13 protein-coding genes are annotated in these 12545 nt (G+C 65.4%); 10 read left to right on the top strand and 3 right to left on the bottom strand.

Translation table 11 applies throughout. From position 1 onward, the window contains the following. Positions 1-70: 70 nt before the first annotated feature. Positions 71-427, bottom strand: a complete 357-nt coding sequence (locus BMX07_RS11520) for a hypothetical protein (protein WP_139210867.1) — start codon at positions 425-427, stop codon at positions 71-73. A gap of 164 nt (positions 428-591) precedes the next feature. Between BMX07_RS11520 and BMX07_RS11515 the strand changes: the two genes are divergently transcribed. From BMX07_RS11515 to BMX07_RS11500, 4 genes are all read left to right on the top strand, one after another. Continuing rightward, on the top strand, positions 592-2220 hold the full coding sequence (locus BMX07_RS11515; protein WP_090617906.1) for a hydroxysqualene dehydroxylase: 1629 nt from the start codon (positions 592-594) through the stop codon (positions 2218-2220). 75 nt (positions 2221-2295) lie between these two features. Beyond that, positions 2296-3204, top strand: a complete 909-nt coding sequence (locus BMX07_RS11510; protein WP_090617904.1) for a tetratricopeptide repeat protein — start codon at positions 2296-2298, stop codon at positions 3202-3204. A 4-nt stretch (positions 3205-3208) separates the two neighbouring features. Continuing rightward, positions 3209-3502, top strand: a complete 294-nt coding sequence (locus BMX07_RS11505; RefSeq protein WP_090617901.1) for a DUF424 domain-containing protein — start codon at positions 3209-3211, stop codon at positions 3500-3502. A 436-nt stretch (positions 3503-3938) separates the two neighbouring features. After that, a complete protein-coding gene (locus tag BMX07_RS11500) occupies positions 3939-4196 on the top strand; it encodes a hypothetical protein (RefSeq protein ID WP_090617898.1) in 258 nt (85 codons plus the stop codon). A 76-nt stretch (positions 4197-4272) separates the two neighbouring features. Here the strand turns inward: BMX07_RS11500 and BMX07_RS11495 are convergent, their stop codons facing one another. Continuing rightward, positions 4273-5148 carry an ABC transporter permease subunit gene (locus tag BMX07_RS11495; protein ID WP_090617896.1) on the bottom strand — a complete coding sequence of 292 codons (876 nt, stop codon included), beginning with the start codon at positions 5146-5148 and terminating at the stop codon, positions 4273-4275. Beyond that, the gene (locus BMX07_RS11490) at positions 5145-6128 is read right to left on the bottom strand and encodes an ABC transporter ATP-binding protein (RefSeq protein ID WP_090617894.1); all 984 of its coding nucleotides are present in this window, start codon (positions 6126-6128) and stop codon (positions 5145-5147) included. The genes BMX07_RS11495 and BMX07_RS11490 overlap by 4 nt, the downstream gene beginning before the upstream one ends. Positions 6129-6230: 102 nt before the next feature. On the opposite strand from BMX07_RS11490, the gene BMX07_RS11485 reads away from it, so the two are divergent. The 6 genes from BMX07_RS11485 (at position 6231) to BMX07_RS23770 (ending at position 12468) form a co-directional block, all read left to right on the top strand. Further along, entirely contained in the window at positions 6231-6572 is a 342-nt protein-coding gene (locus BMX07_RS11485; protein ID WP_090617892.1) for an ArsR/SmtB family transcription factor, read from the top strand. Between the two features lie 5 nt (positions 6573-6577). After that, a complete protein-coding gene (locus BMX07_RS11480) occupies positions 6578-6901 on the top strand; it encodes a DUF7521 family protein (protein ID WP_090618432.1) in 324 nt (107 codons plus the stop codon). Positions 6902-6944: 43 nt separating this feature from the next. Continuing rightward, entirely contained in the window at positions 6945-7295 is a 351-nt protein-coding gene (locus BMX07_RS11475; protein ID WP_090618431.1) for a DUF7521 family protein, read from the top strand. Then, positions 7292-8158: a sensor domain-containing protein gene (locus BMX07_RS11470; protein WP_139210866.1), complete on the top strand. Its 867-nt coding sequence runs from the start codon at positions 7292-7294 to the stop codon at positions 8156-8158. The genes BMX07_RS11475 and BMX07_RS11470 overlap by 4 nt, the downstream gene beginning before the upstream one ends. 408 nt (positions 8159-8566) lie before the next feature. Further along, positions 8567-9814: an aminotransferase class V-fold PLP-dependent enzyme gene (locus tag BMX07_RS11465; RefSeq protein WP_090617888.1), complete on the top strand. Its 1248-nt coding sequence runs from the start codon at positions 8567-8569 to the stop codon at positions 9812-9814. 500 nt (positions 9815-10314) lie between these two features. Beyond that, positions 10315-12468 carry a hypothetical protein gene (locus BMX07_RS23770; RefSeq protein WP_139210865.1) on the top strand — a complete coding sequence of 718 codons (2154 nt, stop codon included), beginning with the start codon at positions 10315-10317 and terminating at the stop codon, positions 12466-12468. The last annotated feature ends 77 nt before the right edge of the window (positions 12469-12545 follow it).

Raw genomic sequence — 12545 nt, 5'->3', positions numbered from 1 at the left:
GTCCGCTCGAGCCGTGTGCTGCTCGTGACGGAACCGTGTCGTCGCTCGTCTGGAGACGATTTCCGGAGCCTCAGATGAGTGCAGCACCCATGACAGTCCCGATAGCGAGCGCGAAAAACCCACCCAACACCGAAAAGACGGCAGTTTTCTTCGCTCCGCGTTCCGTCTCGTAACTCAGATCGTATTTCGATGGCGGTTTGATCTCTTCTTCGATGGCGAGCTGGGGGTGCAGAAGGATGTACGTCCCCTGATACAGCAGTAACAGTCCGAGCGGGATCATGCCAATTGGCAAAAGGACGAGCGGCGCCGACCGAGATAGCAGCTCGGTTTGGGCGAGGCCAACGACCGCGAACAGGAGAAGGATCGTCAACAGTATCCACGTGCCCGGTCCGTATTTCGCTACCGAAGTCGCTGTATTTTCTGCCATAGTGGGCGTGTTTTCAATATGCTATAATAAAATTATCCAACTATTGTGCAGGTCGGCAATCGAACGTCGTCGTTTGAGACTGGCTGCTACGATCTGGGTCGACAGCGGCCTCGATTAGAACGTTAGGGACGCCGGTTATTTACATCGGAGCCCCAATCACGCTAATGACCGACGTTGCCGTACTCGGTGGCGGAATCGGCGGCCTTACTGCGGCACACGAACTCGCCGAGCGCGGGTACGACGTGACCGTCTTCGAGGCGAACGACCGCTTCGGCGGGAAGGCCCGGTCGATGCCGATCGCGGACGACCCGGCGTCGCTGCACGGCGAGCACGGATTTCGCTTCTTTCCGGCGTTCTACCGCCACGTCGTCGAGACGATGGAGCGGATCCCCGACGGTGCCGGAACGGTCGCGGACAACCTCGTCGAGACCGACGCGACGCTGATCGCGAGCACCGACGGGCCAGGCCAGATCGCCGAAACACGGACGCCCGACACGATTCGGGGATGGCTCGAGGCGCTGCGCCCGGCGTTCGCCGAGGACCTGCCACGCGACGACGTTCGGTTCCTGCTCGAGCGGCTGCTGTACCTGCTGACCGCCTGCGAGGACCGACGCGAAGGTGAGCTCGACGACGTGTCCTGGTGGGAGTTCATCGACGCCGAGAACCGGTCCGCGGAGTTTCGCGACCGACTCGCGTACGCGACCCAGGCGCTCGTCGCGCTCCGGCCGCAGGTCGGCAGCGCCCGAACGGTCGGCACGATCTACCTGCAGTTGCTGTTCGGCCAGCTCGATCCGACCGCGCCGACCGAGCGGGTGCTGAACGCGCCGACGAACGAGGCCTGGATCGATCCCTGGCTCCGCCACCTCGAAACCCAGGGGGTCGAGTTTCGCCCGAACGCACCCGCACGACGGCTCGAGTTCGACGGGAAACGAGTCACCGGCGCGGAACTGGCCGACGGGGAGCGGGTCACGGCCGACGACTTCGTCCTCGCCGTCCCGGTCGAGGTCGCCCCCGAGTTCGTCACGCCGGCGCTGCGGCGGGCCGCGCCGGAGCTGGGGCGGATCGAGCGCCTCGATACGGCCTGGATGAACGGCATCCAGTTCTACCTCACCGAGGACGTCGAACTGACGCGGGGCCACCAGGTCTACGCCGACGCCCCGTGGGCGCTGACCTCGATCTCGCAGCGACAGTTCTGGACCGGCTGCGACCTCGAGGAGCGCGGCCCCGACGAGGTCGAGGGCGTCCTCTCGGTGATCGCGTCCGACTGGGACACGCCCGGAATCCGACACGAGAAGCCGGCCAGGGCGTGTACGCGCGAGGAGATCGCGGAGGAGATCTGGGCGCAGTTGACGGCCCACCTCAACGTGGTCGACGAGCGGCTGACGGACGACGTGCTCGTCGACTGGTTCCTCGATCCGTCGATCGTCGAGACGGAAGCGGGCGTCGAGAACCGCTCGCCGCTGTTGATCAACACCGTCGGCTCGCTTCGGAACCGGCCGCCGGCCGACGTCGGCGTCCGAAACCTCACCCTGGCGAGCGACTACGTGCGAACGAACTCCGATCTGGCGTCGATGGAGTCGGCCAACGAGGCCGGCCGGCGGGCGGCGAACGCGATCCTCGATCGACGCGGAGACAGGGGCTCGCGTGCGCGAGTCTGGGATCTTCGGGAGCCCGCGGTGTTCGAGCCGTTCAAGCGCCAGGACCGGGTCCGGTACCGGCTCGGACTGCCCCACCCGGCGGCGGTGACGCAGTCGCTCCGGGGCGTCACGAGACGCCTCCGCGGGAGCGCCTGAGAGCCGGTCCCGAGCCGTCGAAACGCCGGTACGCGGGTCGCAGCCCTTAACAGTCGTCGCCGCCAAATCCGAGTAATGACTGACCGAGACGACGATCGCGACCACCGCTTCTCCGAGGGAGACGGGTTCGGCGATCCCTACGAGGAGTTCGACCTGGATCCGCCGGAACTCGGCGTCGACCCGTCGAAGGTCGACCCCGTCGACTCCCGCGTCGTCACCGACACGCTCGACCAGCACAACATCGATCGGGACGACGTCGACGCGAGCGAACTGCTCGACGTCGGGCTGAACTACATGCAGATCAACCGGTACGAACAGGCCACCGAGGCGTTCGAGCGGACCGCCCGCTTCGCAGAGGACGACCGCCTCGAGCAGGAGGCGTGGGTGAACAAAGGCGTCGCCCACGGCGAACTCGAGGAGTGGGACGAGGCGATCGGGGCCCACCGCGAGGCGCTGCGGATCGACGACGAGAGCGAACACGCCGCGACCGCCGAGACGAACCTCGCCTACGCGCTCTGGGAGTTCGGCGAGACCTCCGAGGCGCTCGAGCACGCCGAGCGCGCCATCGAGATCGACGAGCGGTTCGCCGCGGGCTGGTTCAACCGCGCGTTCTTCCTCTCGGAGCGCGGCCTGGCCGAGGAGGCGCTCCACTGCATCGACAACGCGATCCGTCTCGGCCTGCGCAACGCGAAAGTGCTCGAGGAGAAGGCCGAGATCCTCGAGGAACTCGGCGAGTTCGATCAGGCCGAGGAGATCGCCGACGAGGCCAACGAGATGCGCGAGCGGGCCGAACGGGAGATGATGGACGACCGCGAGGAGATGGTCGGACAGGGCCAGGGCGGTGCCGGCCGCGGCGGCCGCGGCGCGGGACGCCAGTCACCGCCCCAGCGCGGCGATATCGGACTCGAGGACCTCGGACTCGGCGACCTCGGTGCCGGCGCGACCGACGACGAGGCGGACGACCGCGAGTGGGAACTCGAGTGATCGAATGATCGTCAACGAACGCGAGACCCAGGAAGGGCTGCTGGTCGCCGTCTGCGACGAGGACGTGCTCGGCGAGACCTTCGAGGAGGGCGAGCTCTCCCTGACCGTCACCGAGGAGTTCTACGGCGGCGACGCGGTCGACGAGAGCGCCGTCCTCGAGAGCCTCGCGCGGGCGGCCGTCGCCAACATCGTCGGCACCCGCGCCGTCGAACTCGCCGTCGAGGAGGGGTTCGTCGACGAGGCGAACGTCCTCGAAGTGGGGCCGACGCTGCACGCGCAGTTGCTGCGGATGCAGTGATCAGTGCTCAGCGATCGGCGACCGCCACCGATTTCTGCGGTCCGTTTTCACAGTCGGTGCACCGACTCGAGTGCCGACGGGAAGCGCGCGGATCGAGTCAGTCGTGCCGCTCTCGGGTGACGCGTGCCCATCTAGGGCACGATTTCCATTAGGTGTAAGTTACATTATGGCTAATTTTTAGCTGGAAGTCAGTTCCAGCGTGGGCGTGCGGAAACGCCCCGAGTGTCACTAGCACCCGAGACTGGCTTCCAGTCCCCCAGAGGGATTCGAAAGCCAGGTTTCGCTTACTCCGACCGAGACATAAACGTCTCGCACGACGACAGTATCGCACACGACCACCGTACCGAACACGGACACTGGCTGGACTCGAGCGGCCGCGCCGACGGCTGCCCCGGCGGCGAACACACGACTCGAACGGCCGTTACCGGAGGAAACGATGAGCGACGACGAGCCAGTCACTGACGGCGAGTTTTCCCCTGCCGACGAATCGTCGACCGGCGACGAACTGACCCTCGACGCCGATTCGATCGACGGGAACGCCTCGGCGACGAGACGCCAGCCCGTTCCGTGCCCGCGCCGTGACGCGCCCGTCGCGCTGGTGGTGAGCGACGGCCCCGCGGTCCACGAAGCGAGCCCCTGTGGCTGCCTCGTCCCCGGGAGCCTCCTCGAGGGGCGAGAGACCAGTACCGAGTGAGGGAACGGGCGTGTACGGCGGCGTCACGACGGAATACCGGACGATCGCGGTCTGCGGCTGCCGTCGCCGTCGCCGCTTACAGATCGGTTCGCTTGAACCGGTAGTAGCCGATCGCGACGGGGGCGACCAGCCAGGCCAGCATGACGACGATGCCGAACCAGTCCTCGAGGTAGAACGGCGCGTCGCCCGGGTAGCGCTCCGCGGGGGTCATCTGGTAGGCCTCGGCCGACTGGAGTCCGTACTGGAACTGGAAGGGGTAGATCGTGCCCTCGACGACGTTGCTGGCCAGGTTGGTGTACGCGAAGATCGGATTGAACTGCTCGAGGACGAGATACCACGTCTCGGCCTCGATCGGCGGCCCCTCGTCGTAGAGGAGGTAGTAGGGGCCGGCGGTGAGCAATTCCCACAGCGCGACGAACACCATGTAGAGCCCGACGACGACGGCCATCGACTTCCCCCGCGTGGAGACGCCGGCGGAGACGCCGACGGCCAGCCCGACGAACGTCGTCCCGAAGAGCAGCGAGACGGCGGCGAACCCGAGCCAGTCGGCGAACGGGACCGAGCCGAAGAGTGCGGCCCCGAGGACGAGCGAGGCGAGGAACGCGAGGCCGACGGCCAGCGCGACGACGGCCGTGCGGCCGAGCAGTTTGCCGAAGACGACGTCGGTCCGGTTCGGCGGCAGCCCCAGCAGGAGTTTGACGCTCCCGGAGCGCCGCTCGCCGACGACGGCCATGTAGCCGGCGATCAGCGCGGCGACCGGGAGGATCACCTGCAGCGGGAGCCCGAGGAAGTTCAGCACCTCGGCCGCGGTCACGTCGTCGACCGTGTACCAGATCGCGACGTAGCCGATCACGACGAGGCCGACGAGCAGCCCGATCAGCGACCAGAGCAGTTTCGACCGGCCGGCGTCGTCGAACTCCTTCCGGGCGACGGTAGCCACGTGCGAGCTCATCGGGCCACCTCCGGGTCCGGCTCCACCGCGGTTCCGTCGACCGTCCCCGCCTCGCTCGGTCGCTCGCCACCGTCGCCGTTCGTCAGCGCCGTGAACAGCGACTCGAGCGAGACCTCCTCGATCCGCAGATCCCGAATCGTCGCGCCCGCGTCGGCGAGTTCGGTCACGACGTGCGCTTTCGCCGCGGGATCGGTGACCGAGCACTCGAGGGTGCGCCCGGACGCGGTGACGTCGGTGACGCCCGGAACGTCGCCGATCACCCCGCGGGCGTCGGTCCCCGCGTCGGCGAGGGTGATCGTCACCGTCGCGCCGCCGCCGATCTCCTCGCGGAGCCCCTCGATCGTGTCGACGGCGACGAGCTCGCCCTCGGTCAACACGCCGACGCGGTCACAGACCGCCTCGACGTGCTCGAGGATGTGACTCGAGAAGAAGACGGTCGTCCCGCGCTCGGCCTCGCTGCGGACGAGGTCCTGCATCTCGCGGATGCCGTGGGGGTCGAGCCCGGTCGAGGGTTCGTCCATGACGAGCAGGTCGGGATCGCCGACCAGCGCCATCCCGGTCGCGAGCCGCTGGCGCATCCCCTTGGAGTAGTCGCCGGCCGGTCGGTCGGCGTCTTCGGCCGAGAGCCCGACGCGCTCGAGGATCTCGTCGGGGTCCGCGTCGGCGTCTTTCGTCTTGCTGGCGAACGCGATATGCCGCCGACCCGACAGCCGCGGGTAGACGTCGAACCCCTCGGGGAGGACGCCGACTCGCGGGCTGATCTCGTCGGCCTCGGTCTGCGCGTCGTAGCCGAGCACCGTCGCCGAGCCGGCCGTCGGTCGCGTGAAGTCGAGTAGCATGTTGATCGTCGTCGACTTCCCCGCCCCGTTCGGGCCCAGGAAGCCGAACACTTCGCCGCCCTCGACGGTGAGGTCGAGGTCGTCGACGGCGGTCAGTTCGCCGTACTCCTTCGTCAAACCGGACGTCTCTATCGCGGTCATCTCGCTCGTCGCTTCGCTCGCCCGAGATATAGTCCGGCGAGCACGGTTTCACGGCCGGAAACTGTGGGGTCTTTTATATTGTCCTGTCATACGAACGACCGAATGCCCGACGATGAGGACAGAGAGGTACTCGCACTCCTCGACGACCAGTACGCGCGCCGCATCCTCATCGCGGCCAGCGAGGAACCGATGTCCGTCGACCGACTCACCGAGTGCTGTGACGCCTCGCCGCCGACGATCTACCGGCGGATCGAGCGGCTCTCGGACCAGGGGTTCCTCAACGAGTATCAGGAGTTCGATCCCGATGGACACCACTACAAGACCTACAGCACGCGACTCGAGCGCGTGGCGATCGAGATCGCCGAGGGCTCGATGGAGATGGACGTGTACCGCCGCGACGAGGACCCCGCCGACCGGTTCACCCGGCTGTTCGAGGACCTGTGATCGCCATGCTTGGGCCCGTACTGCAGACGGTCGAAAGCGAGGGCGGGACGGCGACGGTCGCGGTCGCCGTCTTCCTCGGTCAGGCGCTCGCGTTCCTGATCGCGTGCTGGATCGCGAAGCGGTCCTACGACGGGTACCGGGACGCCCGCCGGCCCCCGCTGCTCTGGCTCGCCCTCGGAATCGCGCTGCTCGCCGCGGTGCCGACGGTCCTTCGCTTCCTGCTCCCGACACTCCTCGGCGCGTCGTCGGTGACGACGACCGTCCTCGCGAGCGCCAGCGAAATCGCCGGCCTCACGGCGATCCTCTACACCGTCTACGGCCGCCCGTGAGTCGTCTCGCGCCCGCACGGACCGATCGGTGGCGGTGGTCGCGATGACCGCGACCGTCAGCGCCGTCGGTGCCGACTCCCTCGCCGTCCTCGAGACAACGGTCGGCGGCCTCGACGAGGCGACGACGATCTTCTTCGCCGGGCTGGCCAGTGCTGCGCTCGGGACGGTCGTCTCGTGGACGGCCTACCGGGGCTACACGCGCAACGACAGCCGACCGATGCTGTTTCTGGCCGTCGGGGTCGCCTTCCTCACGGTCGTCCCGTTCGCGCTCTCGCACGCGATCGACTGGATGACCGACGCGGCCGACGCGACGGTTCTGCTCGTCGTCACCGCCTGTCACCTGCTCGGACTGCTCGCGATCGTTCGCTCGTTCAGGAGGCCCGACGCCGGATGAAATCCACAACACGCATGTCATCACCGCTCACCGCAGTCGGAACCGCACTGGATCGCGTTCGAGCCTGGAGCCGCTGGTTTTTCGGCGTCGCCGCCCGCAAGCGGACCTACTACAACCTCTGCTACCTCCTGCTCGCGTTCCCGCTGGGAATCGGCTACTTCGTCCTTCTCGTGACCGGCTTCGCGATTCCGGCGGGGCTCGGCTTCGCGGTGGTCGAGATCGCACTCACGGAACCCCTCGCGCTGTTGATCGCCGGCGTTCCGCTCGCGCTGGTCCTGCTATGTATCGGCGTCCCGACCGCGCTGGTCGTCCTGTTCGCCGCGATCGAACTCACCGCCCTCGAGCGGCTCCTCGCCGATCGGTTGCTCGGCGCCGACGTGCCGACGTCCGAGGCGGCGACGACCGTCCGCGAGCGGGCGCGGCGGCTCGTCCTCGATCGCGGGACGTGGAAGGGCGTCGGCTACCTGTTCAGCAAGTTCGTGTTCGGAATCGGCTCGTTCGTCGCCCTCACCGTCGGGGCCACGTTCACGTACGCGCTGGTCGCCGCACCGCTGCACTACCGGAATCAGCTGGTCGGCATCCACATCGGCGATCCGATCGAGTTCGTCCCCCGGCTCACGTACCAGCACGACGGCTGGACGACCGACGTCGCCCCGGTCACCCTCTCGATCGCCGACGGCGAACTGATCTCGCTGTACGTCGATTCGCTCGAGGCGGCGCTGGCCGTCTCGGCGCTCGGCGTCCTGGTCGGGCTCGTCGTCCTCCACCTGTTCAACGGCCTCTCCTGGCTCGCTGCGCGGTACACGGAACTGGTACTGCGGGGCACGCAGCCGTCGGTCTTCAGCGAACCGCCCGAGCGATAGCGAAACGGGGCGCTGACCGGCGTCGCCCGTCGGGAGTCCGCCGATCACGGTGCCCGCGGCCGGTTCACTCGGTCGCGCCGTCGCCGTCCATCGATACCAAAGTCGTTTGGGAACACCCGTATGTCCGATCCCCTTCAAGGGGATATTGCGGCAGGGCACCCACCAGGATACTCCCATCCACCCCACCCACCTCCCCCATTCCCTGCCGTTCACCTCCCGAACCCCGCTCCCACCCCCATCCTCCGTTCACCACTTCCCGTCCGCTCCGGTCGGACAGTTCGTCCCCGGAGCGACCGCGTTTCCATCGCCCGCCGACGGGGCAATTCGAACCGGTTCACCTCGATCCCGGAGATATCGGCCAGTTTCGGACCGAAGGAGTGTTTTGTGTGCGGTCCCTGCTAGTCACCAATGAGTCAACAGAACCTCGAGTCGCTCGACGTCGGGGCGATCCGAGAGGCGTTCCCGATCCTCCAGCGGGAGTTCAACGGCGAGCAGCTCGTCTATCTCGACAACGCGGCGACGACCCAGACGCCCGATCCGGTCGTCGACGCGATGAGCGACTACTACCGGGAGTACAACGCCAACGTCCACCGCGGCATCCACCACCTGAGCCAGGAAGCCTCGATCGCCTACGAGGAAGCCCACGACCGGGTCGCCGAGTTCATCGGCGCGAGCGGCGGTCGCGAGGAGGTCGTCTTCACGAAGAACACGACCGAAGCCGAGAACCTCGTCGCCTACTCGTGGGGGCTGAACGAACTCGGCCCCGGTGACGAGATCGTTCTCACCCAGATGGAACACCACGCCTCGCTCGTCACGTGGCAGCAGATCGGCAAGCGCACTGGTGCCGACGTCGAGTACATCCAGCTGACGGACGACGGCCGTCTCGACATGGACCACGCCCGCGAGCTCATCACCGACGACACCGCGATGCTCTCGGCGGTCCACGTCTCGAACACGCTGGGCACCGTCAACCCCGTTTCCGAACTCGTCGACATCGCCCACGACCACGACGCGCTGGCCTTCATCGATGGCGCACAGGCCGTCCCGAACCGCCCCGTCGACGTCGAGGCGATCAACGCCGACTTCTACGCGTTCTCCGGCCACAAGATGGCCGGCCCCACCGGTATCGGCGCGCTCTACGGCAAGAAAGAACTGCTCGAGGACATGCAGCCGTACCTCTACGGCGGTGGCATGATCCGCAAGGTCACGTTCGAGGAGTCGACCTGGGACGATCTCCCGTGGAAGTTCGAACCCGGCACGCCCCAGATCGCCGAGGCCGTCGGCCTCGTCGCCGCGATCGACTGGCTCGAGGAGATCGGCATGGAGCGCATCGAGGCCCACGAAGCGGAGATCGCCCGCTACGCCTACGAACGACTCGACGCGGAGCCGGGCGTGGAGATCTACGGCCCCGAGCCCGGCCCGGAACGCGGCGGCCTCGTCGGCTTCAACCTCGACTCCGTCCACGCCCACGACCTCGCCTCGATCATGAACGACCACGCGGTCGCGATCCGCGCCGGCGACCACTGCACCCAGCCGCTCCACGACGAACTGGGGGTCGCGGCGTCGGCTCGAGCCTCGTTCTACGTCTACAACACCAAAGACGAAGTCGACAAACTCGTTGCGGCCATCGACGACGCGCGTCAGCTGTTCGCGTGAGCGAACGCTGACCGCGAGGGACGTCTTGTCGAGCAGAGCGAGACAAGGCTCGAAGCGGCAAAGCCGCTTCGTAGACGCGCGTCAGCTGTTCGCGTGAGCGAACGCTGACCGCGAGGGACGTCTCGTCGAAGCCGTGCTGACTCGACGGAACTGCTGCCGTCCTGCGAGAGCATGAAACACGGATGGGATGGACTGCAAAAGCCCGAACTGTATGCCGTGCTCGAGAGCACGTGGTGCTGACTGGCTCGAGTGCGTAGGAAGACGAGCGCTGGGCATCACGGACCGACTGCCGCCAATGAGACGTGTACGTAACGTAATGTATTAGAAGTGTTAGATCTGGACCCGTTCTCGAGGGCGGGATTCTCTCCGTACGGAAAGGGAGAATCAATCCCATCATTATTTTTTGACGATTTGAGCGTTTGTAGGCCCCACGTCGGTTTCTATCTGCAATTTCGTGTTGGTGATTAACTTTATTAATTACCAACAGTATATGACATTCAATGTCGCGTGAAAATTCTCGGACAGAGAATGACTCCGACGTAACAGAAGCCCCATCGACAGTTAGCCGCCGAACGATTCTCCAACGAAGTGGCGCAGGAATAGCCAGCCTCGGCTTGCTTGGACACGCCACAGACACTGCAAGCGCTACAACTAATTGCGCCGATGGCCCGTTCCAACGGGCATACCCCGCCGGTTCAGTCACGTTTAGCGAAATTCCATCGCCAGAAGGCCCCAGTCCCGCCCCGAACGAAAACGCAGTCGACACAGACATAGCCCCCGTCGACCCAGAAAACGACGATCAGTTAGCAGCCGAACACGCGACGATCAAAGCGCAGGGACCACCAAAGCGTGCACAACGGGCCGAATCCAGCGTCGTAACGACGAATCGACCCGACGCAGGCGACGACGGGTTACAGATCGGCACCGAGTACGACGGTATCACTTCCGACGGAACCCGTGGCGGGGTGCCATCCGACTCCCAAATCGCCACCAGTCACGACAAGAACCTCCATGCAGTCAACCGACAGGTAGCCATCTTCGACAAGAACACTGGCGAACAAGAGCTCAAGGTCCGGCTCGAGGATATCTGGGACCCAGTTATCCCCACCCCGGAGGGCGGGTTCGTTTCCGACTCGCCGTTCGTATTTGACCCACGGGCACGGTACGACCGGAAGGAAGATCGGTTCGTCCTCTGTGCGGTACAACTCCAGCAGGGCATTGCAGAAGACGGGAGCACGATTGGGCGCGAAGAAATCGAAGAACGAGTGGATGCGCCTGAAGAATATGGAACGGAGGACAAAAGTGGCTCCAGCGCAGCGAGCGACCCCGATCCTCGCCCGCCAAAGGGATATTTCGTGGTCGCAGTCTCCGCGACGAGCGACCCGACCGGCAAATGGTACGTCTACCGACTGCCACCGGAGGACGCCAGCGGTCCCAACAATCTTGGACTGGTCGACTATCCCCAGTTGGGGCTCGATCGCGATGCAATCTATCTTTCGCAGAACTTTTTCCCGAACGACGACGACGGCGACGTCTCGGTGTCGATCGTGACACTCGATAAAGCATCGATGTACGATGGCGACGCGGTCACCGCCCACCACTTCGATGCTCTAGATAACCCGGCTGACGGTTACCTGGATTTTACGGTTCAACCGGCACTCCAGCCGTTTTCGGGCGGCAGTGACGGCACGTATTACTTCCTCAATAGCGTGTATCCCCGAACTGAAGACACGCCGCTCGCGAGCACACTCACGCAATGGGAACTCACCAACCCGCTCGACGATCCGACGCTTCGCTGTTTCATCGTTGAAGTCGATTCGTACACCAGCCCGCCGACCGCCGCGCAGCCGGACTCGGAGAAGCCCATCGATACCCTCGGCCGTCGGCTCATGAACGTCGACTACAACGCCACGACCGGGTCACTCTGGACCGCGCATGCCACCGCCATCAGCTGGAACGGGAGTGACATCCGGTCGGCCATCACCTGGTACGAGATCGATGCCGAGTCACGTTCACTCGTCCAGAGCGGTATCTACGGTGAGCCCGGATCGTCGTATTTCATCCCAACGATTAACTCTGATGGTGATTCTACGGTCATCGCCCACAACGTGAGTGGTCCCGACACGTTCCCACGAATGGACGTCAGCGGGCGGACCGCAAACTTCAGCCAGAACGTCCTCGAAGACGCCGTGGTCGTTCAAGACGGGAAGTCACACTACAACTATGACGAGAAGGCGGAGTCGATGCGCTGGGGGGACTACAACGGCGTTTCGGTCGATCCCGAGACCGGTCGTTTCTGGGCAGTGAGCCAGTATTCGCCCGACATCAATATCCCGCCCGAAGCCGAGCGGCGAGACCCCTACCACACCCGTATCGCTGAAGTTTCCTTCGATCAGGGAGATGAACAGGGTAGTACCGTACTGAAGGTCACGGGCCAGGGAAGTCGCGCCTGGTATCAGTTCTCCGTAGACGGGACGATCACGAACAGCTTCGGCCTCACTAGCGAGGATAGCGTGTCCGACACGACTGCCTCTGGTTTGGTCAACCGCGGCACGGACACATACGTCTACTCCGGCACGCTCGAGGATCTCACTACGTACGGTGACGTGGTCGTTACGCGAAACGGTGAGGTGATCACTGAAGACCAGGCCTGACCGACAGTTCGAGTGAGTTCCGTTCCAACCATTGAACGCAGGGACGAAGCGTCTCGCACCGCGCGTTCGACCCTGCA

Origin of the sequence: Natrinema salaciae, from assembly GCF_900110865.1 — an archaeon.
Classification (GTDB): domain Archaea; phylum Halobacteriota; class Halobacteria; order Halobacteriales; family Natrialbaceae; genus Natrinema; species Natrinema salaciae.
Note: the sequence above shows the minus strand (reverse complement) of the source record. Positions and strands in the feature narration are given on the sequence as shown.